24 protein-coding genes are annotated in these 24,093 nt (G+C 36.8%); 7 read left to right on the top strand and 17 right to left on the bottom strand.

The window, feature by feature from the left end; genetic code table 11:
- Positions 1-50: 50 nt before the first annotated feature.
- Genes fbaA through TEGAF0_RS03260 form a run of 9 tightly spaced genes read right to left on the bottom strand, consistent with a single transcriptional unit; the run spans position 51 to position 7,842 of the window.
- Complete coding sequence (gene fbaA / locus TEGAF0_RS03300; protein ID WP_264900031.1) at positions 51-1,118, bottom strand: class II fructose-bisphosphate aldolase; 1,068 nt, start codon at positions 1,116-1,118, stop codon at positions 51-53.
- Positions 1,119-1,166: 48 nt separating this feature from the next.
- A complete protein-coding gene (locus tag TEGAF0_RS03295) occupies positions 1,167-1,922 on the bottom strand; it encodes a helical backbone metal receptor (protein WP_458574896.1) in 756 nt (251 codons plus the stop codon).
- 33 nt (positions 1,923-1,955) lie between these two features.
- The gene (locus tag TEGAF0_RS03290; RefSeq protein WP_264900028.1) at positions 1,956-3,125 is read right to left on the bottom strand and encodes a threonine synthase; all 1,170 of its coding nucleotides are present in this window, start codon (positions 3,123-3,125) and stop codon (positions 1,956-1,958) included.
- 58 nt (positions 3,126-3,183) lie between these two features.
- Positions 3,184-4,083 (bottom strand): LysR family transcriptional regulator, encoded by a 900-nt coding sequence (locus tag TEGAF0_RS03285; RefSeq protein WP_264900027.1) that lies wholly within the window; start codon positions 4,081-4,083, stop codon positions 3,184-3,186.
- A 6-nt stretch (positions 4,084-4,089) separates the two neighbouring features.
- Positions 4,090-5,445: a pyridoxal-phosphate dependent enzyme gene (locus TEGAF0_RS03280; protein WP_264900026.1), complete on the bottom strand. Its 1,356-nt coding sequence runs from the start codon at positions 5,443-5,445 to the stop codon at positions 4,090-4,092.
- A gap of 53 nt (positions 5,446-5,498) precedes the next feature.
- Positions 5,499-6,071: a 1-acyl-sn-glycerol-3-phosphate acyltransferase gene (locus tag TEGAF0_RS03275; RefSeq protein ID WP_264900025.1), complete on the bottom strand. Its 573-nt coding sequence runs from the start codon at positions 6,069-6,071 to the stop codon at positions 5,499-5,501.
- A 22-nt stretch (positions 6,072-6,093) separates the two neighbouring features.
- Positions 6,094-7,041: a phosphate acyltransferase PlsX gene (plsX, locus tag TEGAF0_RS03270; protein ID WP_264900024.1), complete on the bottom strand. Its 948-nt coding sequence runs from the start codon at positions 7,039-7,041 to the stop codon at positions 6,094-6,096.
- Between the two features lie 32 nt (positions 7,042-7,073).
- Positions 7,074-7,268, bottom strand: a complete 195-nt coding sequence (gene rpmF, locus TEGAF0_RS03265) for a 50S ribosomal protein L32 (RefSeq protein ID WP_026751917.1) — start codon at positions 7,266-7,268, stop codon at positions 7,074-7,076.
- Between the two features lie 28 nt (positions 7,269-7,296).
- Positions 7,297-7,842 carry a YceD family protein gene (locus tag TEGAF0_RS03260; RefSeq protein ID WP_264900020.1) on the bottom strand — a complete coding sequence of 182 codons (546 nt, stop codon included), beginning with the start codon at positions 7,840-7,842 and terminating at the stop codon, positions 7,297-7,299.
- Between the two features lie 120 nt (positions 7,843-7,962).
- Here TEGAF0_RS03260 and TEGAF0_RS03255 point away from each other — a divergent pair, with 120 nt between their 5' ends.
- Both TEGAF0_RS03255 and TEGAF0_RS03250 read left to right on the top strand, forming a co-directional pair.
- Positions 7,963-9,018: a DUF3810 domain-containing protein gene (locus tag TEGAF0_RS03255; RefSeq protein ID WP_264900018.1), complete on the top strand. Its 1,056-nt coding sequence runs from the start codon at positions 7,963-7,965 to the stop codon at positions 9,016-9,018.
- On the top strand, positions 9,015-9,488 hold the full coding sequence (locus TEGAF0_RS03250; RefSeq protein ID WP_264900016.1) for a TspO/MBR family protein: 474 nt from the start codon (positions 9,015-9,017) through the stop codon (positions 9,486-9,488). Before TEGAF0_RS03255 ends, TEGAF0_RS03250 begins: the two co-directional genes overlap by 4 nt.
- On the opposite strand, the gene dcd is transcribed toward TEGAF0_RS03250, so the two are convergent.
- Positions 9,485-10,021 (bottom strand): dCTP deaminase, encoded by a 537-nt coding sequence (gene dcd, locus TEGAF0_RS03245; RefSeq protein ID WP_264900014.1) that lies wholly within the window; start codon positions 10,019-10,021, stop codon positions 9,485-9,487. The two genes, TEGAF0_RS03250 and dcd, sit on opposite strands and share 4 nt — an antisense overlap.
- A gap of 69 nt (positions 10,022-10,090) precedes the next feature.
- Here dcd and TEGAF0_RS03240 point away from each other — a divergent pair, with 69 nt between their 5' ends.
- Positions 10,091-10,726, top strand: coding sequence for a 4'-phosphopantetheinyl transferase family protein (locus TEGAF0_RS03240; RefSeq protein WP_264900012.1), 636 nt, complete (start codon positions 10,091-10,093; stop codon positions 10,724-10,726).
- 1 nt (position 10,727) lies between these two features.
- Here the strand turns inward: TEGAF0_RS03240 and TEGAF0_RS03235 are convergent, their stop codons facing one another.
- Together TEGAF0_RS03235 and TEGAF0_RS03230 are read right to left on the bottom strand one after the other, a co-directional pair.
- Positions 10,728-11,759 (bottom strand): hypothetical protein, encoded by a 1,032-nt coding sequence (locus TEGAF0_RS03235; protein WP_264900010.1) that lies wholly within the window; start codon positions 11,757-11,759, stop codon positions 10,728-10,730.
- A 58-nt stretch (positions 11,760-11,817) separates the two neighbouring features.
- Complete coding sequence (locus TEGAF0_RS03230; RefSeq protein WP_264900009.1) at positions 11,818-13,017, bottom strand: DUF2130 domain-containing protein; 1,200 nt, start codon at positions 13,015-13,017, stop codon at positions 11,818-11,820.
- 137 nt (positions 13,018-13,154) lie between these two features.
- Between TEGAF0_RS03230 and TEGAF0_RS03225 the strand changes: the two genes are divergently transcribed.
- Genes TEGAF0_RS03225 through TEGAF0_RS03210 form a run of 4 tightly spaced genes read left to right on the top strand, consistent with a single transcriptional unit; the run spans position 13,155 to position 20,111 of the window.
- Positions 13,155-14,981, top strand: a complete 1,827-nt coding sequence (locus TEGAF0_RS03225; RefSeq protein WP_264900008.1) for a hypothetical protein — start codon at positions 13,155-13,157, stop codon at positions 14,979-14,981.
- Positions 14,982-14,987: 6 nt separating this feature from the next.
- Complete coding sequence (locus TEGAF0_RS03220; protein WP_264900006.1) at positions 14,988-18,224, top strand: ATP-binding protein; 3,237 nt, start codon at positions 14,988-14,990, stop codon at positions 18,222-18,224.
- Positions 18,214-19,302, top strand: coding sequence for a pepsin-like aspartic protease (locus tag TEGAF0_RS03215; RefSeq protein WP_264900004.1), 1,089 nt, complete (start codon positions 18,214-18,216; stop codon positions 19,300-19,302). Before TEGAF0_RS03220 ends, TEGAF0_RS03215 begins: the two co-directional genes overlap by 11 nt.
- Entirely contained in the window at positions 19,299-20,111 is an 813-nt protein-coding gene (locus TEGAF0_RS03210) for an avidin/streptavidin family protein (protein ID WP_264900002.1), read from the top strand. Before TEGAF0_RS03215 ends, TEGAF0_RS03210 begins: the two co-directional genes overlap by 4 nt.
- Here the strand turns inward: TEGAF0_RS03210 and TEGAF0_RS03205 are convergent.
- Genes TEGAF0_RS03205 through TEGAF0_RS03185 form a run of 5 tightly spaced genes read right to left on the bottom strand, consistent with a single transcriptional unit; the run spans position 20,065 to position 24,091 of the window.
- Entirely contained in the window at positions 20,065-21,543 is a 1,479-nt protein-coding gene (locus TEGAF0_RS03205) for a PH domain-containing protein (protein ID WP_264900000.1), read from the bottom strand. The two genes, TEGAF0_RS03210 and TEGAF0_RS03205, sit on opposite strands and share 47 nt — an antisense overlap.
- Positions 21,530-22,438: a PH domain-containing protein gene (locus tag TEGAF0_RS03200; protein WP_264899998.1), complete on the bottom strand. Its 909-nt coding sequence runs from the start codon at positions 22,436-22,438 to the stop codon at positions 21,530-21,532. The genes TEGAF0_RS03205 and TEGAF0_RS03200 overlap by 14 nt, the downstream gene beginning before the upstream one ends.
- Positions 22,438-23,148: a hypothetical protein gene (locus TEGAF0_RS03195; protein WP_264899996.1), complete on the bottom strand. Its 711-nt coding sequence runs from the start codon at positions 23,146-23,148 to the stop codon at positions 22,438-22,440. The genes TEGAF0_RS03200 and TEGAF0_RS03195 overlap by 1 nt, the downstream gene beginning before the upstream one ends.
- Positions 23,148-23,537: a DUF1801 domain-containing protein gene (locus TEGAF0_RS03190; protein WP_264899994.1), complete on the bottom strand. Its 390-nt coding sequence runs from the start codon at positions 23,535-23,537 to the stop codon at positions 23,148-23,150. The genes TEGAF0_RS03195 and TEGAF0_RS03190 overlap by 1 nt, the downstream gene beginning before the upstream one ends.
- Positions 23,537-24,091 carry a pentapeptide repeat-containing protein gene (locus TEGAF0_RS03185; protein ID WP_264899992.1) on the bottom strand — a complete coding sequence of 185 codons (555 nt, stop codon included), beginning with the start codon at positions 24,089-24,091 and terminating at the stop codon, positions 23,537-23,539. The genes TEGAF0_RS03190 and TEGAF0_RS03185 overlap by 1 nt, the downstream gene beginning before the upstream one ends.
- Positions 24,092-24,093: the final 2 nt, after the last annotated feature.

The following is a 24,093-nucleotide window of genomic DNA, read 5'->3' as shown; positions in this document are numbered from 1 at the left end:
CCAAACTGTTTTTCAACGGTTTGGAGTTCATGTAATTGATTTTGTTACTACTAAGCGTTACGATTGATGCAGTTCAGGTCTTCAAAAGCCACTTCTAGGCGTTTTGAAAAGCTTTCTTCTGCTTTTCTCAACCAAACCCTAGGATCATAGAATTTTTTATTGGGCTTATCTGCACCTTCAGGATTTCCCAACTGCCCTTGCAAATAGTCTTGGTTTTTCTGGTAAAAATCTTTAATTCCTTCCCAGAAAGCCCACTGTAGGTCTGTATCGATATTCATTTTGATAGCACCGTACCCAATTGCTTCTCTGATTTGGCTTTGAGGTGAGCCGCTTCCGCCATGAAATACGAAATAAACAGGTTTAGGGCCTGTCTTTAATTCAGCTTGTATATAGTCCTGGCTATTCTTTAATATTTCAGGACGCAATTCAACATTTCCTGGTTTATACACACCGTGCACATTACCGAATGCAGCGGCAACCGTGAACATATTGCCCACTTTACTCAATTCAGTATAAGCATACGCAACATGTTGTGGTTGTGTATATAATTTGTCGTTTTCAACATCACTATTGTCTACACCATCTTCTTCTCCGCCGGTTACACCAAGTTCAATTTCAATGCTCATTCCTAAAGGAGCCATTCGCTTGTAAAATTCAACTGAAGTGGCAATGTTTTCTTCAATTGGCTCTTCTGACAAATCCAGCATATGTGAGCTGAATAGAGGACGACCTTTTTCCTTATAAAATTGCTCACCAGCATCAATTAAACCGCTTACCCATGGTAACCATTTTTTTGCTGCATGGTCAGTGTGTAAAACTACGGGTACGCCATAATGCTTGGCTACATTGTGAATATGTAAGGCACCTGAAATACCGCCAGAGATATTTCCCTGTAAAGCATCATTCGGCATTCCTTTTCCTGCTACAAACTGAGCTCCCCCATTAGAAAACTGAATAATTACAGGAGAGTTAACTTTAGCTGCAGTTTCTAAAGTTGCATTAATCGTGTTGGTGCCGATGGTATTAACGGCAGGGAGTGCAAACTGGTTTTCCTTTGCATCGTTATACAATGCTTCCAGTTCTGCTCCAAATAGTATCCCAGAGCTGTATTTTTTCATATGGCTAAGATAATGAAAAGCGCACAAAAATAAAAGCCTCTATTCTGGTTACTTTAACAGTTCCAACAGCTTTATAAAATACGAAGGGGCGTACAACATTCTGCTGCCATACCAGCTAAACATTTCTCCGTCTGCCAATACAAATGTTTTCTCAGGATATAAACTCCGCAGTTCGTTGAGATGGATTTCTTTAAAAGGGTAGGGTTCACTGGATAAGAAAACGATCTGAGCATTTTGCCATTCCTGATCCTGAAATTGAACGATGGGATATCGTAAATGATTCATATAGGTATTGTGGCAATTTATTTTCTGTAGCATGGCATGAATAAAGGTATCTCCACCTGCAACCATATAAGGATCTTTCCAAATAAGATAAGCACATGGGAGGGAGTGTAACTGCTTGTATTTCAAAACTGCCGCAAGGTGCTGAAATTCTTTTTGAATATTAGTGATGATTGTACTGGCGATTGTTGACTTACAGGTTGCTTTTCCAATTGATGCAATCATTTCTAAAGCAGAATCATAGTCAACAACATCCGTAACCAGCATTTCCGCACAATCCATTAAAGCCTCAACCTGATCTTTTACATTTTCTTCCTTACTTGCAATAATCAGTGTTGGGTTAAGGGATTTGATTTTCCCAATATGAATTTGTTTGGTGCCTCCAATTCTGGTTTTGCTACAAAACCAAGATTCAGGGTGTACACAGAATTTTGTGATACCAACTACCTGATCCCCCAAACCAAGCTCATATAAAAGCTCTGTAATACTGGGAACGAGAGAAACGATTCTTTGGTTTTGCAAGTATGCCATTTACGCTTGCAAAATACAAAAGCTTTATCTGTATTTGTACCATGATCCGGTATTCACCATTACAACTCGGTCGGAAGGTTGAATAAATTGGGCATGTAATAATTTTTTTGCAGCAATATATGTAGCGGCACCTTCAGGACTCAGTAATTGTCCCTCAATGCCTGCAATATGCTGAATGCCTTCGTCCATTTCGTTTTCTGAAACTGTTAATGCAGTTCCTTTACTTTCGCTTAGTACGTTCAGCATCATTTGTGTGGCAAATGGATAGGGGACTGCCAATCCATATGCCGCTGAAGACTGTGGCGCATAATTGTCAGGCAGCTTTCCATCCTTAAAAAGATGCACCATTGGTGCACATTGATCGGATTGAACTAAAACCATTTTCGGTAGAGGGCCGTCTACAATTCCCATGCTAACTAATTCTTTAAAAGCTTTCCAAATGCCAATCAACCCGGTTCCGCCTCCAGCGGGATAAATGATAATATCGGGTAATGACCAGTTGAATTGTTCAGCAATTTCATAACCCAGTGTTTTTTTTCCCTCTAACCGGTATGGCTCTTTCATTGTTGACATGTCAAATGCTCCAGTTTCTGCAGCAATGGATCTTGCCATTTTACCGCATGCATCAATTAATCCGTCAAGAAGAATTAATTGTGCTCCATACAAACGGCATTCTTCTTTTAATGTATCAGCAGTGTGCCTTGGCATAATAACAGTAGCTTCAATTTCAGCTTTGGCACAATAGGCACTCAAAGCACCTCCGGCGTTACCTGCGGTAGGTATTACCATTTTGCGGATACCCAATTCCTTTGCTTTGGAGACGCCCATACTCAGCCCTCTTGCTTTAAATGACCCGGTAGGGTTTTTAGCATCGTCTTTTAACCACAATTCCTGCAATCCTAATTGTGTTGCTAATTTTTTCAATTGACTCATAGGTGTAAATCCTTCACCAAGCGTTACAATATTTGCCTTACTCAATACAGGCAATACCTGCCGGTATCTCCACATAGAATAGTCTTCGGTTCTTATAAAATTTGTACCTGCTGTTGGTAAATCATACGCTGCACTCAAGGGCACGTTGCAACAGGTTGAAAAAGTCTGAATAATAGTATGATCATAAGATTTGCCACAACTGCTGCATTCCAGTGATTTGATTGTAGATAAGGACAAACTGATTGTTGATTGGATTTTCATTCACCAAAACTAACCCCGACATAATAATTTGAAATGATTATATAATTATAGTCGATAACTAATAGTTATATATTGATTTAGCTAATTTTATAAAAACTTTATTCAGTTCACTTTTTTCACCTCTTCTTTCTATAAAGAAAAACTGTCTTTGTAAATGAAGTCCTTCAATTTGTATTTCTTTTAATTCACCCGCTTTCAGTTCTTTTTGAACAGAAATATTGGGAAGGAATCCTATGGCATCTGATGCCAATAAGAAGTTTTTTAGCGCTTCTGTTCCCCCCAGTCTAACTTTTACTTTTAATTGGGATATATTAATCTTGTGTTTAGATAATCCTCTTTTTAGTACAGCCAAAGTGCCACTACCTACTTCTCTCAAAGCAACAGGTAACTCTATGAGTTCCTGGATTGAATAGTTTTTTTTCTTGAGTACCCTGCTATTGCTGCTGCATACTGCAATGACTTTGTCGGTAATGAATTGGGTATATTGAATTTGTGGTACTTTACTATTTTCTTCTATAATACCTAAATTGATTTGTTTATTGAGTAAAGCTTCTTTAACCGATTCTGAATTGCGATTCAATAGACTTATTTCAATCTGCTGAAATTGCTGATTAAAAGCAGATAAAACTTTTGGTAATATATACAGGGCTACCGTTGTACTTGCACCTAATTTTAAATTACCCCTTGCCTGCAAAGCATCCTGTAAAACAGAAATATCAAATTCAGTTTGTTGCTCAATGGTTTTTACAGTTTGTAAACGATTAAGCAGCAACTGACCTGCTGCAGTCAACTCAATTTGTAATCCCTTTCTCTCAAAAAGTTTGGTCTGATAATGAGCTTCCAGTAATTGAATATGCTTGCTGATAGCAGGTTGTGAAATAAACAATACCTGACTGGCTTTTGAGAAACTCTGCAGTTCTGCAACATGCATGAAAACCATGTGTCGCGTAGATATCATATTGGTTTATTTAGCTAAACTCTGCAATACATCATACTTGGTTACTATATGGTAGTCGCCTTTTTCATCCTTTGCCAGCACTGCACCTGTTTCCTTATTTATCAGACTTCCCAATCTTTCAACGGGTGTGTCAAAGTCTACAACAGGGTAGGGATGCTCGGTAACACTGCCTACTTTAGCATCTTTTATGTCAGGGTTGCCAAAAACTTTTTGAAACAATCCATTTTCCGAAACCGCACCAATAGGCTGTCCATCCTGCATTACTGGGATATGTTCAATATCGTATTTTTTCATGAGCGATACTGCTTCTGCAACGGTATCATCAATACCCACAGAAATCAAACGCTTGGCTTGTCTGCCATTCACAATATCCTTGAAGGTTTTTACATCCAGAAATCCTCTCTCCATCATCCACTGATCATTGTACACTTTACCTACATATCGGCTTCCATGATCATGGAATATACAAACCACAACGGCATCTGAAGGTAATTTATCTTTTAATTGCATCAATCCCTGCAAACAACTGCCAGCACTGTATCCACAGAACAGGCCTTCTTCTTTGGCAATTCGTCTTGCCATAACTGCACCATCCTTATCGGTTACCTGTTCAAAATGATCAATTACACTCATGTCGTAGTTTTGAGGAACAAAATCTTCCCCAAAGCCTTCACTGATATAGGGATGTACATAATCCATATTCACTTCTCCGGTCTGATAATAATTCGTTAGCAAAGAACCGTACACGTCAATAGCCCATATTTGAATATTTGGATTTTTTTCTTTTAAATACATGGCTGTACCTGTAATGGTGCCACCTGTACCAGCGGTGCAAACTAGGTGTGTTATTTTACCTTCAGTCTGTTCCCATATTTCAGGACCCGTGCTTTCGTAATGCGCCTGACGATTGGCTAGATTGTCGTACTGGTTCATGTACATAGAATTGGGAATTTCCTTTCCCAGTCTTTTTGCAACACTGTAATAGCTTCTGGGGTCATCTGGCATTACATTCGTAGGGCAAACAATTACTTCGGCACCCACAGCTTTTAATATGTCTACTTTTTCCTTGGATTGTTTGTCAGTAGTAACGAAAATACACTTGTAACCTTTTACACACGCTGCTAAGGCAAGCCCCATACCTGTATTTCCACTGGTGCCCTCAATAATGGTTCCGCCGGGTTTTAATTTCCCTTCCTGTTCTGCCACTTCCACCATTTTCAATGCCATACGATCTTTGATGGAATTACCTGGATTAAAATAATCTACTTTGGCTAAAATGGTTCCTGGTAAACCCTTTGATACTTTATTCAACTGAATCATTGGCGTGTTACCAATTGTCTCCAATACGTTTTTCTTCCACATAAACTAACAAATGTTTGTTCAAAGATATTGTTTATTTGCTGATGATGCCGCTTCTACAAAAAGCTTTGATCTAACGCAAATTTTTCGGGGAATTTGGGATGTATATGCTGATAAAAATCCATGATCTCTTTCATGGTTGATTCGTAACTGGTAGGAATTATTTTTTTCCCAATGCCAGCGGTTTTGGTTTTATAATCTACATAACCTAAAAGAATTGGGACATTGGCATTTTGAGCTACATAAAAGAAACCGGTTTTCCAGGCAGCTTGTTTACTGCGAGTTCCCTCTGGTGTAATGACAATTATTAAGTCAGTATTATCATTAAACAATTGAACCATTCCTTCTACCAAACTGGGCCTATTTCCGTCTTGTCTGGGACTTCTGTCAATAGCAATGCCACCCAAAGGGCGCATGATGATATTGAAAGGGAACCGCATCCACTCTTTTTTTACAGTAAATCTAATCTGTAAACCATAGATACCAAATGACAGTATCATATACCAGAAATCCCAGTTACTGGTATGTGGAGCAGCTATAACAATTGATTTGTGTATATCCTTGGGTAGATTGGGATCCAATTTCCATCCGCTTAATCGTAAGAGAATTCTGCAAAGATCGCGGAACATGAAATATGATTAGAAGGTTAAATTAGGAGGCTTTAAATGATGCAGCCATTTTATTGCAGATATCACTGCTGATCATTTTTTCTGCCAATGTAATCATATTGGAGAAGGCTTTATCATTACTAATACCGTGTCCAATAATAACAGGCTTTGCAACTCCAAGAACCGGAGTACCACCATAGTTCTCGTAGTGAAAACGATTTAAATATGCGTCATTGGTAAGGTTCCTTTCTTTTGCAATGTCATAAAAGGATTCAGCCATTTTTAAAACGATATTACCAGTGAATCCATCGCAAACCATTACGTCAGCTTTGTCATTGAAGAAATCCCTTCCCTCAATATTCCCAACAAACCGTATCTGATTGTTGTCTTTTAACAGGGGATAGGTTGCCTGTGCAAGAATATTTCCTTTGCCTTCTTCTTCACCTACATTAATTAAACCAACACTGGGCGTTTGTATACCAAGAATATGTTCAGCATATAAACTGCCCAATACGGCAAATTGGTTCAATACTTCGGGTTTGCAATCTGCATTAAGACCCACATCCAGTAAAACGCCTGTTTGACCATTTAATTTAGGCATAACCGTAGCAATGGTTGGTCTGTTTACGCCTTCAATTGCTTTGATGCTGAACATGGCTCCCACCAACATCGCTCCTGTATTACCAGCACTGATGAATGCATCAATTTTCCCAGTAGCCAATAAGTGAAATCCAATGGCAATGGATGATTTTTGTTTTTCCTTCAGGGCTTTGGTCGGGTGCTCATGATAACCAATGGTTTCAGGAGCATGTACAAAATGCAAATTAGGTGATGAAAGCTGGTACTCATTTAAAAGAGGTTGTACCAGGTTTTCATCACCTATACAATATAAGTTTACTGAATTAACAGGATTGTTCAGGTATAAGCGTATCCCTTTCACCGCTTCTAACGGTGCAAAATCACCTCCCATCATGTCTAATCCTATATTCATTTCAGCAAGCTGTGGTATGTTGAACTATAAGGTTACGCTTTCAATGGAGCTTTCTCAGCTACCAGTTTTCCCTTATAGAACAATTTACCTTCGCTTACATGCGCACGGTGGCGAACATGAATTTCTCCAGTAGTAGAATCTTTGCTTAAAGTAACTTCCTGTGCTACATAGTGCGTTCTTCTTTTAGCACTTCTTTGCTGTGAATGTCTGCGTTTTGGATTTGGCATTGCTCAAAATTTATAATATCAAAAATTTTTATTCTAGGTCTTTAAATTTTTCTAACCCTTTCCAGATAGTAGGAGTGCTGTCTTTGGTAGCATCTTCTTCCATCTTTTTTAACTTCTCTAACACTTCTTTATTGCATTTTGGCCCACCCATTTCTTCTGGTGAACAGATTTTTTGCAATGGGATGCTCAGGTTTACAAACTCGTAAATCCAATCTGCAACCATCAGGTGGCTTTCATTTCTTCCGATATAATATACATCGGGATCTTCTTCCTGCTCATTCATGGTTTCGGGTTCGTCCACCATTTTTACGATGATGTTGAACTCGTCCCAGAGTTGAAGTGGAAGTGTGTTGCCACAACGATCGCAACCTGCCTGAATGCTACCGTCAATATCGAATTTCAACTGCATGAATCCCGATTTTTTGTCGAGATACAGTTTTACGGTTGCATCACACTGGCTGAAATCCTGCTCGCCATACGGAATAAAGAACTTGTCGTCTACCTTGTATTCGTACAAATGAACACCCGGCTTCAAACCCACAAATGCGATCTCATATTCGCGCCGATGATTCATATCCACGTTTTAAGGGTTTGCAAAGGTAGAAAAAACAAGGGAATTTGCCAAAGTAAACTAAAAATAAGCCTCAATCTTGCATTTGCAGCAGTAACTTTACTTTGTAAAGGATGCTTAAAAATGCTTGTAAAAGATCAAAATAACCTGAAAATCTGTATTTCACTGGGTATTTTGGCAATTATAAGCTTGTTTTTAGGGTCATGGGAGGGATTTGTGGAAAACTGTTACGTGGCTACTATTTATCCACTTTTGTCCAATTGGCTAAGATCCTTCTCCCATTTTTTCCCTTTTAATATTGGAGACTGGATGTATGCCGGTATTATTATCCTCATCATCCGACTGTTTTTTCAAAGAAAATGGGCCAATTTGGGTATCCTACTTTTTAGTACACTTATTGTTTTCCAGCTTTGCTGGGGGATCAATTATTACCGAAAGGGCATAGCAGCTCAGTTGAAACTGACTAAAGCAACTTATTCCAACAATGAAATCAATGCAATCACCCATCAATTGATTGATTCAGCCAATTACTATCGCAAAATAATTGGAAACGGGTCTTTACCTCATATGACTATTGAGCAATTGGTGCAGGAAGCTCAGAAAGGTTACCGGAACGCATCCTATCGTTTCCCGTTTTTAGCCATTGAGGTTAAGTCTGTAAAAAGAAGTTGGCTTACACCTATTGCGGACTATATTGGTTTTTCAGGTTACTTTATTCCTTTTACCGGCGAAGCCAATCTGAGAGATGATTTGCCAGCGGTGCTTAATCCATATATCGTCTGTCACGAAATTGCACATCAGCTGGGCTATGCCAGTGAGAGTGAAGCTAGTTTTGTGGGACTGCTGGCTGCTGAAGCCAGTTCTAATCCCACCCTGAAATATTCACTTTATTTGGATTTGCTTGGATATGCATTGTACGAACAATATCTGCTTTCCGCTTCTTTACCCTATGCTGATTTTGAAAATATTGTTATTGAAAACAGAAGCAGAATGGACACCCTGGTAAAAAAAGACAGAAAGGAAATCAGGGATTTTTTTAATCAGCGAAAAAATGCAATCAGTCCCATCAGTAATGAACTGTATGACCAATTTTTAAAAATGCAACAACAAGCTGCAGGCATTAAGAGTTATAATGAAATCATTGCCTGGTATATCAACTATCAAAAAACAAAATCATGAGTATAACTAGAATACAGAAATTAATTATTTCCATAGTAGCAACTGTAGGAATAGGATCCCTGGGCGGAATATTTACCATCTCGGAAATACCGAATTGGTATGCGGGTTTAAACAAACCTTCTTTCAATCCCCCCAATTGGTTATTTGGTCCAGTCTGGACTAGCTTATACACCATGATGGGCGTTTCTTTTTATTTAATCTGGAAACAGCCTGCAAATGAAACCAGAAAAAAAGCCATTCAGCTTTTTATGATTCAATTTGTACTAAATTTTTTCTGGTCAATTATTTTCTTTTCTATACATGCGATTGGATCGGCATTAATTGAAATCATTGTTATGTGGATTTTTATATTGTTAACCATCATACAATTCAGTAAGCTTTCAAAAATAGCCGCATGGTTGCTGGTGCCCTATATTGCCTGGGTTAGTTTTGCCACTATTCTTACTGCAAGTATCTGGAAGCTCAATTAAAATTTGTTCTTCCACATCATGCTTTCGATTGGCTTGTTCGGTTGGCCACTGTATTTGGCATTGCCTTTCTGATTGTATTTGACACCTATTTCGCCATCAACCGGGAAATAAATCAATTGCCCAATTGGCATACCTCTGTAAACGCGAACTGGTTGCTTACAGGAAATTTCCAATGTCCAGTTTCCGCAGAATCCAACATCACCCTTACCGGCAGTGGCATGTATATCAATACCCAATCTACCTGTAGAAGACTTGCCTTCTAAAAAGGGGACATGTGCATGGGTTTCTGTATACTCTTCTGTTACACCCAGATAAAAACCACTGGGCTGCAAAACATATCCTTCTTCGGGAATCTCGAAATACGTAATGGTGTTGTGCTTTTTGGCATCCAGTACTTCATCTGTATAGGTGGCCAACCATTTGCCTAGATGAACATCATAACTATTGCTACCCAGATCCGCACGATTATAAGGTTCAATAATGATGGTTCCTTTGGCTATTTCCTCCAGTATACGTAAGTCGCTTAAAATCATTCTGTTTAATTTTACAGTTGTATTGCAAAAAAATACTAATTCTGCATACAACAGATAAAAATTTTTTGAGTGCCGCTGCATTATCAACATAATATCAACGATTTTACCCGGTTGGCCGTCTGGAAGATTGAAGAGCCGGAGGAATTTTTCTTGCAAAAAGTACCTCTACAACAGTCAGTTTCCCATCCTCACAAACGTTTGCAGCACCTGGCAGGAAGATATCTGTTACCTTTTTTATTTCCTGATTTTCCTTCAGAATTGATTCAAATTGCGGATACCCGTAAGCCTTATTTGCCAAACGAAAGCTATCATTTCTCCATTTCGCATTGCGGGGATTATGCTGCAGCCATTGTTAGTTCCAATTGCAGGGTGGGAATTGATGTAGAACTGGTTACCTATAGAGTTGATAAAATCAGGCACAAATTTTTGCATCCCACAGAATTGTCAGAATGGAATATTGAGGGATTGGAAACTGTTGAAAGATTCAGAACGCTCACCCTTCTGTGGAGTGCCAAAGAAGCGATGTTCAAATGGTGGGGCAGGGGGGATATAGATTTCAGTGAATGTATGCAGGTTAAGAGAAAGGAGTTACAAGCGGCTGGAAATTTAGATGCCTTATTTCAAAAAGGTGATTTTACTACAGCACTTGATTTGAACTATCAATTAACAGATGAACTGAGTCTGGTTTGGCTGTTTAAAGACTAAACTAATCGTATTTACCGGTTTGCGACATTTTTTTCAGGTATTTCCGGAGTGAACATTTTAGATGGGTTTTTAGCAACTGTCCCATCGTATTGGCTTTCAAATAAGGTGCGTGATCAAAATGTTCGTACAATGCCTTTCTTAACTCAGCAATTTTTTCAGGCGTTGAAATGGGATCATCGTCCATGATATCTAAAAGTTCCTTTATCCGATAACGAGCAGATACCAGCCTAAAGGTCATCATGGTTTTTTCCTCAACCTGGTACTGCTCAATAGATTTATTATCCAGGTGACTTAAAACCATTTTTACAAATGCTTGATTGTCTTTAAAAAACTGCGGGAGATATAAATTTTTTCGTCCCTCATAACTTTGTTGATCAAAATCGATGGCTCTGATGCGATACTGAAAATCTTCAATGTCGGGAATAATATTTACAACAAAATTATAGGAACGCATATCTCCTAATAATTGGATAAAGCATCGTTCATTGAATTTTACGAACTCTTTTGCAAGCCTTATTTTATTCGTGTTTGCTGCATTTAAATATTCATTGACAAATAAGTCTCCGGGAATGCCTGGTGTATGTTCCTCTATCAACGTGTCTTTACTGGTAAAATAAGTGATGCGATTGGGAGATAACATATGCTCCAATTCAAGACCATAAATCCTGCTTGCATCGGCTTTTTTAATATAGTAATGATCGTAGTTGTCGTTGAATTTATTTACGATGCGAATCCTGAACGGTTGGCTATTTCCGAAATAACAATAATCAATTCTGGCTACATCCAGATGATTAACAAAACTAAAATCCCCCTCAGTTTTTAAAATCGCATATACTTTAACAAGACTCTTTCGAAGAAACTCCCATTCTTTCATATCATACGACACTTTTTCCCAGGCCGTGTCGTTTCCGAATTTGTCTTTTAAGGGTGTAGTATAGGTAAACCGTTGTAAATCCTGGTAACTGAAGGGTAGCGATACTTCTCTGCCATAACGTTTAAGATATTGACGCAAATCTTCCTTAACTGGAAACATGGGTTTCCTTTTTGAAGGACTAGCCGTTTGCCCATCCTGATTGGTATGATTAAAGGAATTATTCAATTAGCAAGGAGTCATTGTCTTCCAACAAATTAAGATTAACCGCATCCGCGCCCGCTATTCCTTCAACAGAGCCTTGTATATGCGCAGCATTCAATAATACTTTTTCCAACTGTTTTTCCCGTGCTTTCCAAAGTTTCTCCATGGTGTCTCTTTCCCTTTGAATACTCTGACGCATGGTCATAAAACCTTCCCGAATAGCTTTCCACTGTTCACTGAATTCAGTGCCGGTTAAATAGTCGTACAACATGACCATTTTGTCTCCTTTATTTTCCTGGCTTTTTCTGGCATCTGCAATTTTTAATAAGGCATTTCTAAGTAAAAGTGCAACGGATCTGACTTCCGAAAATGTACAAATGTATACGCCGTCCTTTTCTCCGAACCGGTCCATATCTTTTGGAAAAGTCTGGGTAACAATAACAGCCACATCAGCGCCAAAACTGCGCATATCTTTTTTTAATTTCTCTATCCACTCATTTGAGAAGTCCTTCGTACGCTTACTTTCGTAAATGATTTTTCCAGATTCATTACCAAACTGGTTTCGTACAATTTGAATACAATCTGCACCCCGCACGCCTTTACCAACTTCTTCAATTTTATCAAAAGGGAAAGTAGATTGAAGCATTTCTTCCAGCATCAACTCTTGCACTTCTCCTTGCAATTGCATACTGCCCTGTTCCTGTTTTCTGCGCATTTCTTCAACCAGTTTTTTCTGGTCTTCAATCTGCTTTTCCAGTTCCTTAGTTCTTAATTGGTATTCTTGTTCTTTCAAACTGATCTTATCTGCTTCTTCCTTTTGTAATTGTTCTTTTAGTTTGGCTCTTTCTTCTAGCAACTGACGCTGAATGGTAATTTGAATTTCTTCTTCTTTGGCTTTTAAGGCTTGTTCCTTTTGTAAAAATTCTAATTCCTTTTTCCTCGATTCTCTTAGTTTTTCTTCAGATTCTGCTGCTTTTTGTTGTAGGAGTTTCAATTGATTTTCATAGTCAGCAGCTAGGGATTTTTTAACTGAATCCTGCATTTCTGCGTGTAATCGCTTTTTCTCGGCTTCCAGTATTTCAGCAGTTTCAATTTCTTTTTTCTTCTGCCAATCAATCATTTTTCCTCTTAATTCTTTCTCAATTTCTTCACGCATGGTGTCACCCGGTTCAAATTGGTGGTTGCAATTAGGGCAGGTTATAATAAAACTGGACATATTTTTCTATTGTAGTCTGTAAAGGTATTGATTTTTAAAAACAGCTTAAAATGGTCTTTGGATTGCTCGTAATGGAAAATAGTATTAAATTGTAAGAACGAACTATCATTTTTTCCTCCAAACAGCATTTTCAAATTATGCCATCAGAACTTGATAAATTCAGAAACCCCATTTATCATTTTCGCGGTGCCTCCAGTTTTCCGGGTCCTTATGCCATGAAAACTGAAGCCTTACAACAATACAATGTAACCGCCGAATTATTTGGGTCTACCACCATTATTGTATCAGATACAATTCAATTTAACGTTAAAGATTACCAGTATGCCTTAAGCAAGGATGAGAATGGTAATATTACTGAAGTAGGTATGTATTTCATTCCTGTAAGTGACGATGCAAGTGTACCAGACAGTTCAGGTAAATGGGTTCCTGCAGGTCAAGTGATAGACAATTTCATCAGGAATAAAACCCAATTAAAGGAAACTGACCCTATTTATGCATTGATTTCTTACATGCATCCAGAAGAAAATAGAGGAACGCTAGAACAGTTATGTGGAGATGGAATGGTTAAGACTCAATTGGGATTTACCCATATGGGAGCCTATTTAGGTAACGCAATAACAAGTAATTCTCCCGCAGCTTATCACAATCATCGATTTGGCTGCGCATGGGGTGGAGTGCTTAATACCCATTACGGTTATCCTTGTAACATTCATACTGTCTCGATAAAAGGCATTGACCAGGCAGTATTCAACCAAAATTGTCAATTGGTTGATTTAATATTGGGTAATGGGATTCAATTCCCCGGAAATTATGAAAGTTCCATGTTTAGACCAGTATTCATCAATGCGGCATTGATGTTCTATCGGGACTGGCTTTATCAAGAGACTTATTTATTACAAGACACCACTTGGTATTTTTATTGTGCAGCCAATAAATTAACTGTCTTAAATATTGCCTGTAATTTACCTCATAACCCTGCAGCATTTAAAGAAATCTATGGCGAAAAAGAAGGAGGGGCACTTTGGAATCAATTTCTATTAAGGTATACCAATGCAACTGGTTTCCCCTTTGATTATTATCCCAATCAACAAACTGATTTTACTCCTTTATGGAAACTACAAGGCTTAACACCTCAACAAATAATCCCTTTTACCAAAGAGCAATATGATGCATACGATGCCTGTCGTAGAACAGGCGCTCCATATACAGGCCCAATGCCTGTGCTACCACCCACAGCTGTAATTTGTAGTCCGCAACAAACTGCTGATGTTATCAATGAATTCATTCAAATTTATGCAGACCCTTACGATGCGGGTGCATTAACGACTATTGGTGTTTTGGCGGCATTTGTAAAACCTATTACACAAAGACTTGGCATAACACCTTTAGCATATTTATCTTATACGGTTGGATTGTTCCAAAAACTGGTTTATTCAGATGCAAGACAATTTGCTGTTGACCCAAAAAAGCCTAGCTGGGATAAAAGTGCCTGGTTTCAGGCTACCTATGCAACATTAGTAAAAATGTTTAGTACTGGTAATTCGAACCAACCAAGTCCTGATGTTGTAACAAACCTAGATATCGCTTTCTTCCAAGATTTAGTAAAAGAGAACCCAAGTGTTGAGGACTTTGTTTCAAAAAACATGGATAAATTTTCGTCCCAACCAGCTCTTCTGGCAAGTTTTTGTATGCTAACTGTTGTAGTCAATTGGAATGAGATTCAACAATCTCCTGTACTTACAAGAGAAGAGGCTTATATCAATTTTATGCAATCAAGTGAAGGGGATTTCTTAAAAGCAGAACATCTAGTAGTAACTAGCGCAACAGGGATACAAGATAATATAATGCCAGCTGCTTTTAACTTAATCTCTAACGGACTTTACAAAGCTAATGAATGGGTAACAATCGAGACGATTTGCACTGCAGTGGATATAAAAGAATTACAATTAAAAGAATCTTCATAAAATAAGATGAGATTACACCCCGTCTTAATTGTTATTGTTTCTATTTTAACTGTAAGCTGTCTTTCAGGCTGTCAGGCTAAAAAAGAGTATGCTGTTCAATTAACAAAAGGGTGGGAAATTGCTATAGCAGATAGTAGTTCAACTTTAATTGTAACAAAAGATTTGCTATTCAAACCACTTTTACAAATATCCGACTTAACAGCTGCAGATTCTGTAGGTGGATTTGTTGTTCTTAGAAAGCGTTTTGATTTAAGAGACTCGATGCCATCATTGAATCTTGGCTTAATGTTGGGCAGAATTGTAAAGGCAGACATTACTTATTTGAATGGTAGCTATTTAGGAAGCACCGGCAATTTTCCACCCAATAAAACAAACCCTTGGAATATTAATAGAAACTATCCGATTCCCAATGAATTGATAAAAAGAAAAGGGAACGAATTACTGGTAAAAATATATTTTGAACCTGGCAGAGGTGGTATTTTTGATGCCCCTATTATAGCCAACCGAAAATACCTTGAGAATTTATCTAGACTGAGAACTTTCTATTACGTTGATACATACAAAATTTCAGCAGTCATCAGTTTTCTTGCTTCCATCATCTTTTTACCCATATTTTTCAAACGTGGTATAGATAAAAAATTTCTTTATTATACAATCGCGATCTTCTTATTCGCAATTTGGAGTCTTTATCACTTTATTTGGTCTCTGCCTTTTTTGTCGGATATTTCTTTTTTTGATTCGGTTCTTTTTCAAAAAATACTTTGGATAGCATTGTTTTTGTTCAGTTTTTTTAACGCTTTGTTTTTGTACGAATTTTTAAATCGGCATAAATATGTAATTCATCTGAAAATAGTAAAGTCGTTAATGTTTTTAACAACCTTAGGTATTATCATTGCTTGGTCGCCACAGTCACTTGAAAGTATTCGAAAACTTGCCTTTCTGGGTTCGCTTGTTCTTGTTGTTCTTACTGCGTATTGGACGGTTACTGCTATTAAAGACAAGGTTCAATATGCTAAAAGTGTTTTTGTTGTTTACACAATTTTCACAGGCCTTTCTATTACGGATGTATTAATTGATATTTTTAATCTTTACTTACCATATTTTGCACCAATTGCCGTTCCACTTTATTTAACCGGTTTGGGCCTAATTATTATCAATCAATATGTAGATGCCAACTATGAAATTGAACAATTGACTGTAACGTTAGATCAGAAAAACGTAGAAATAGAAGCTAAAAATATTGATCTTACTAAATTGGATAAATTGAAAGATCAATTTTTAGCCAATACATCGCATGAACTTAGAACTCCTCTAAACGGCATTATTGGGATTGCCGAATCACTAATTGATGGCGCAACAGGTCAACTGAAACAATCTACCATATATAATCTAGATATGATTGTGCACAGTGGAAAAAGACTTACTTCACTAATTGGCGATATACTTGATTTTTCGCAAATAAAGAATGACAAGTTTACGCTGTATAAAGGAGCCGTTTATTTGAACAAAATAACAGACCAGGTTATACTATTGACCAAACCATTGTGGAGTGTAAAACCACTCCAGTTAGTTAACGAAATTTCTTCGGATCTACCACCAGCATTTGCAGATGATAGAAGAGTGGAACAAATTATGTTTAATTTGATTGGTAACGCAATTAAGTTTACTGAAAATGGAGAAATAGCAGTTCGGGCAAAGTTGGCAGGCGAGTGGATAGAAGTGGCTGTATCTGATACGGGTATTGGAATACCAAAGGATAAATTCAAAGACATATTTAACAGTTTTGAACAAGTTGAAACTTCATCTGATGATCGACAATATCAAGGTACAGGCTTAGGACTTTCCATCACAAAAAAACTAATAGAGTTGCACGGCGGAACAATAATGGTTTCCTCTGAAATAGGGGTGGGGTCTACTTTTACTTTTACTTTGCCCAAAGGGATTGAGACCTTATCCGCTTCAACAAGTGAAGAACGAGAAATAACAAGAGTTAAGGAGTCGGATATTACAGAAGAAGAAATTATAGAAACTGAAATGCTTCAAGAGCAGATCTATACGGTTTTAGTTATTGATGACGAACCCATAAATCTTCAGGTTTTATCTAATCACTTAAAAACAAATAATTACAAGGTTAAAACAGCATTGAGTGGAGAGGAGGCTTTAAGACTAATTCACAACGAGGGCGAACCGAATTTGATAATTCTTGATGTTATGATGCCGAAAATGTCTGGCTTTGAAGTTTGTAGAAAAATTAGAGATGAGTACCCATTGAGCAATATGCCTGTTATCCTTCTAACTGCAAAAGACCGTATTTCCGACCTTACAGAAGGATTTAATTCAGGTGCCAATGATTATCTCGTTAAGCCATTTTCGAAACGTGAACTATTAACAAGAATTAAAACACATCTCAGCCTTTCATTAATTAATAAAGCGTATAGTCGATTTGTTCCAAATGAATTTTTAAATTTATTAAACAGAGATAGTATTATAGATATTAAACTGGGTGATCAACAACAATATGAAATGACTGTCCTGTTTTCAGACATTAGAGATTTTACTAGTTTGTCTGAAAAAATGTCTCCTAAAGAAAATTTTGACTTTTTAAATGGCTATCTGGAACAAATTGGCCCAATTATCAGGAGCCATAACGGTTTTATTGATAAATATATTGGGGATGCAATTATGGCATTATTTCCCAGTGGCCCGGACGATGCAATTAAGGCTGCTATTTCTATTTGCCAATACCTAGAAGCCTATAACAAGAATCGAATCATAGATGCTAAGCCACCAATCAATATAGGTTTTGGAATTCATACTGGTTCAATGATATTAGGAACTATTGGAGAATTAGAGCGAATGGAAAGTACGGTTATTTCGGATGCTGTGAACTTGGGTTCCAGACTTGAAGGGTTAACTAAAATATATGGAGTTTCTATTCTGGCAAGTGAATATTCCATACAAAAATTAAAACATGCAGAAAGCTTCCATTATCGCATTATAGATCGAGTAAGGGTTAAAGGGAAAGAGCAAGTAGTTTCTATTGCAGAAATATTTGATGGAGACAGCCAAGAAACATTAGAATTAAAACAAAAGAGCAAGCTGTTTTTTGAGAAAGGAGTTTCGGCTTATGAATTAAATGATTATAAACAAGCCACATATTTGTTCGAGCAAGTTTGCCAGATTTATCCAGAAGATGGTCCCACACTTTTTTATTTAGAAAAACTTAAAAAATATGAAGCCTAAACCTCCTAAATATATAATAGAACCCATATCAAAAGAGAAATGTATAAAAATAGCCCTGAAAAGACCTGAGTTTGAACCTGATAATGGTGCAACGGCTTGGTATACCGAGGATATTGGCATTGGTACACCTTCACAATATCAATGTAAGTTCATGATTGATACTGGAACCAAAAATACTTGGGTAAGTTCAACTGCTTGTACAACTGACGCCTGTAAGCCACATCAAAAATTTGATTCTAAGCTTTCTAGCAGTTTTTCCAATAACGTACCTGCAAGCAAGATTGATTTTGGAGCATGGGGTTCTATGTCTGTATTATTCAGTAGTGATTATTTTCATCTAACCAATCAAGCCAAACTGAAGGTAAATTTTGATGTAAGCATTGAATACAATGGTAAACAGTTTGAGGAATTGATTCCAGATGGAGGAGTAGGCATTCCCGCTCATTATCCAACTGTCAATCCCAGTTCAACTTTACTTTTACCCGCTTTAAAGGAAAATGGGGATATCCAAAATAGTATTGTTTCCTTTTGGTATAACCGCAAAAAATTACAAGGAGAAGTTTTAATGGGAGGTATAGATTTTGATAAAATTGACCCCGATAGTCTAAATATCATTAGTCTAATTGAATTTCCATCAGATCAAGAATGTTGGTTAATTAATTTGCAATCCCTAGATGGTATTTTCCCTGATGGGAATACAGAACGTATTCTTTCTAATGTAGCTTTTGCACTAGACACTGGATCTTCTCAATTTAAAGGTGATGCTGACTTTATTAATCACTGTAAATCGGTGATTACATCTAATGGAAAATTTCCTGAAAAAATCCAAAGCCCTCAACGTATACAAGATTTTGCATATCCAACCTTACAGTTAACTATTAATGGTGTAATATATCCTTTACAACCAGAACAGTATTTTATACAGGTTTCGCCAACAGAATGGCATCTGGCGTTTCAATTTTTAGCTGATTGTGAAAATGAATTTTTAGTGGGTACTACCTTTCTGGAAACGGTACATTCCACATTTGATTTTGATAATAAATATATTATTCTGGCTAATCCCAAATTTGACCTATGAGTATCAATAATTCTTGGGTAAATGAATATCACTCATTACTCCAATTGAAACAAGATCCTACAACTGGAATGTTGTCTGGATTGTATAGTTCTACTACAGGGGGGATAGGAACTTATGATGTAGTAGGATGGGCGTCTTTGCATGAACCAACAGAGCAAGCAGGTCAGCCTATGGCTATTTCTGTGTTATGGAGATCAGATGACGGAGGCAAGTCTGATCCAAGTCATGAAGTATCTGCTATGGCAGGACAAGTAATCAATATGGATAATAAGCTTCAACTATCCTTGGTCCATATTTTTGTGGAAACAGATCCCAATAGTGCCAAAATAGAAGCTGGATTTTATCCAGATAAATTAATTTTTTTACCTAAAGAATCAACTCCTAGTTTGTCAAGTAATATTGGTCCTGCAAATCCAGATGATAGGATAGAAGGTGTAAATGTAGAGGGGATTTGGCTAAATGATAATGACAGCTCTGAATTACAATCATTACAAATTGTACAATCCGATATTCATAGTTGTACTATCAATGGCTTTTTAAAATACAAAGATGGAAGTCAATTTGCATTGATTGGATTTACAGATAATTATGCAACAAACAGTAAACTTTCAAAACAGTCCATTGGATTTTCATCTTATATTGACAACGTTGGAAGCAGAACCTGTATTAGTTTTGCTGGATACTTTGAAATTGACACAGGTAAATTATACCTCAATTCATTACATGCAAATGCAACTTCAAATGACGCCAATTATACACAAGTTAGGATGGATTTTTTTCAATTGTATAAAGACAATAGTCAGCAATAAAATTTGCTTGTGTCAAAGGGATATAAGGTATTGTTACACTTAATCCAGCTGTATGTAGCACCAATGTAGCTAATTGTTTCTTACGTTGGTAAGGGCTGGTTTCTATGGCAATATGTTGAACCTTGTTAAAGTTTAACAAGATCATCTCTTCACCCCAAATACCTTTTTGTATCTGTATGGTTTGTTCATTAAACCAAAAAACAAAATTAGATTGACGGATTTTGTATGCAATGGAAAAATAAGCAAGTATCATTAATGGGAAAGCAATTACCCAAGGTTTCCAGAAATATAAAGCAATTGACGAAACTATAAACAATGGTAAAATATAGAGCACAGTAGGGCGCCATGCATACGACGAATGAAGTCTATTTTGCCTTTCTAAAAGGGACGGCCAGACTGGCTGATAATAAGCCCCCAACTGGCTCAATAATTGTTTTTGTAATACAGGAAGCTTAATATATTGATCATCTTTCAAGATATTTTCACCCAGCATATAGAATCTGAAAATGCGGATGCCTAAAATCTTACGTAACCAATTACTATTCCAGCTAATCAATTGGACTTTCTGCTGTAGCATCATTTTCTGCTGGGTTTGCAGGAACCCCCATTTTACCTGAAAACCTTTTTGGTTGGCTGTTAACTCCATATCATTGTATCGGAGCAAGACCCGAATGATTGAGAAGGCAAGTGTAATAATTACACCTATTGTAAGTAAGCTGGCGATATTGCTTGCGCTGAAATTGATTTGATTTACTTGCTCATCAATAATAGCATCTGTTTTTTTGCCGAAAAATTGTCTAAGATCATCTAGCCGAGACAGGGAAAATGCAAAAATTAAAGAAAGGGTTTTGAGATGGTTTTCTGAAATAGCGAGTTTCAATAAGTCTTTGTTGCTGAGCCCCATCAACCGAATTCCTTTATCAATGGATGATTTCGCAAGTGATAAAGCTTCTTTTTCTTGCAGCAGCTCTTGCAAATCCAAGGCTTTATGGTGGTTAATCGCTGCGATTTCTAATTCAGTCTTTTCACTTCCTGCAGTCTCAATTCTTAAGGTACAAGTATTAGTGAATCGATGAATATAATTTTGAACGAGATGAACCGATTGAATTTTATGAATTGGAATAGTCTTTGTTTTTTTGGTAAAAATTCCTGTTTGCTCAACTAGTTCATTATCTGCAATATATACTCGGGTCTTAAAGAAGAGAATGAATTTTTGAATATGAAATAGAATGAGAATCCCAGCTGAAATTAATAGAAAATAAAGAAGTCTGGGAGAACGATCTTCAGTCATTTCATCCTCTTTAGAAAAGCTACGATAAATAAAATAGATGATTAATACCCAGCTCTCTCTTAATGTTTTTAAAATAATGAATAGTAAAGCAACCAGCGAAAGCTTTTGGGGTTGGGTCCAATCGGTTTTAATTCGACTCATTTTTTTTCATTTTATCCATCATCCAATCTTTAAGTTTTTCCGCTGTTTCCTTTTTAAGACCGTGAATACTGATGTCTCCCAGATGGCTAGCAGCAGTCATTAATTTAATAGAAGCCAAACCAAATTTTCTGCCGATGGGGCCCGTTTGTATAACACAATTTTGAACTTTTCCAAAGGGGATAATATGCGTGTCCTGAAAAATCCAACCTTTTCTACAGATGATATCTTTTTCTCGAAGCGCCCATGCAAGATTTTTAAAACCGATTTCAATCAATCCAATTATGATAAATAGCCAAAGCACAATGACGCCTATAGTACCAAAAATAATCCAGTTTTTTTGTAATGCATCTATCCAAAAAAACAGGGGTATTGCGATTGCAATTGCAATGACAAAAAATACAGACCATCCAATGTAAAGTACTTTCTTGTAGGTAAATTCAACAGGCTGAAGCAAAGAGTTAGCATACTGCGGAACTTCGCTTATAGCAATCGTTTGGTTGGTGAAAGATATGGGCTCTATTAAGTCCCAGAGATTTCCGAAAATATCCTGAAATACGGCAACTGTTCCATAGGATTCTTTGCAAGGCTCTCGAATGATGGTTATATTGTTATCCAATAAGTTCTGATAGTCTCGCTGAAAATTGTCTGTATGTAAAAAAAGAAATACTCTGCCTCCTGTCTGGTTACCAATTCTGGAACTTTGTTCTTCGTTGGCCGCTTTAGCCAATAACAAACTGCAATATCCTTTACCTCTTGGCTTTACTTTTACCCATCTTTTCGTTTCGCTTAATTGGGTGTCTTCAATTAATTCAAATTGAAGTTTTTGAGTGTAAAAAGCGATTGCTTTATCGTAATCATCCACAACAATAGCAATCTGTGCTAGCTGTTGTTGCATTATTTTTTGTTTTTGTTTATATAATTTAAAATAAATGCATCAAAATCGGGAAGTGATGTATCCTCATATACCATCATAAATTGTTTGAACTGCATGTACCCATAAATAAATGGATTTTGTGTAGCTTTTTCATAATTTTTGGTAAAATACTCTTCCATAGAAATCCCTTCGGGTACAGGATTAGGTAATTTACTCCAAAATGTTTTTGCGGTTTCATAACAATCCGCCAGTGCTTTCTGCTGCCCTGCTTTACGCCACCAGAGAATGGCAATTGTGTTTGCTAAGTATTCATTATTATAGGATAAACCCACTTTTTTCTCTACAGCATGTTGAAGCGCATGGCCTAATTCATGAGGCAAATAAAACCCATTGAAAAACAAACCAAAGGCTTTTTTGCCTTCTATTTCATTGCCCGCCAAACTATAAAAGAATTGTTTTTGATCGGGAATTACTTGCTCCCAAATCGGAAGATTGGCAGAAATATCTCTGTAATCATAATATATTAAATAGGGGGTTGTGTTTAGTACTGCTTTCGCATTAAACTGAATGGCAGGTTCAACCTTTTTTATGTCTTTAATAAATTGATTGGTTATACTACTTCCTTCGTTTACCAGTGAGGCAGAATCTGTAATTAATGTAAACCATTTTTGTTGTGCATTTGATGCTAATTGCAAACCGGTTAACAAACATATCATCATTAATTTTTTCATTATATTTTTTCGAGTTTTCCTTTTCGTTTAATAATATTTTTATAATCCCACTGTATTTCTCTTGATTTTTTTAGCCATCTATTTAATAGTGTCATATTTATTTCATGACTGTTTTGATAAAAGACAGATGCATCTTTAAACTTACCTCCTTTAACAGACAACTCTTCCTCATCAAAACTTGAACCGCTCCAAAACATGAGTCGGATTCCTTTTTTTTGTTTGGAATAACCCACTATTGGGTTGTCATTGATGAACCAAACAGGATGCGCATGCCATATTTTTGAATCAGATTCTTTCAATACTGCGTCAATGGCATTGGCAAGTAAATCGCATATTGCCGAATCCTCAATTGTCTGAGCCTTGTTGTATTGAACTATATCTTTACTCATTATTCAATATGTAGTTTGTATTTAAGCAACAAGCCAGATAAACCAGTATTTGAGAACTTCGCATTTTTCAATCGATTACTATCTGGATCTATTGAGTATCCCCAAGCGGTTCTAAAATCTGTTTTTTCCAAATTGGACTGGTCAAATACAGATCCAGTTAAATCACAATTGTCAAAAATGGCACCAGATAAATCAGTTCCTGAGAAATCCACATTTTGTAATGAGCAATTTTTAAAAACCGCTTTCGGAATTTTCGCATTAAAAAATGAAACATGATTCATTTGACACCCCATAAAGGAAAAAGAAAGTGAGAAAGGATTACAATCTTCAAATCTAACACCTATTAATTTAGCGTCTATAAATTGAATGTCCTGAAAAATCGTTTTTACAGATTTTACATTGCTTAAGTTACAACCTTGAAAGACGCATTTGATGAAATGATAACCCGACAAATCCTGGGTGCTGAAATCACACTGATTAAAAGTACAGTTCTCATATTCTGCATTTTCAATCAATTGTATCTTATTATATTGCGCACCTATAACTTCTTTCATGT

Source organism: Sediminibacterium sp. TEGAF015 (genome assembly GCF_025997995.1).
In the GTDB taxonomy this organism is placed as follows: Bacteria; Bacteroidota; Bacteroidia; order Chitinophagales; family Chitinophagaceae; genus Sediminibacterium.
Note: the sequence above shows the minus strand (reverse complement) of the source record. Positions and strands in the feature narration are given on the sequence as shown.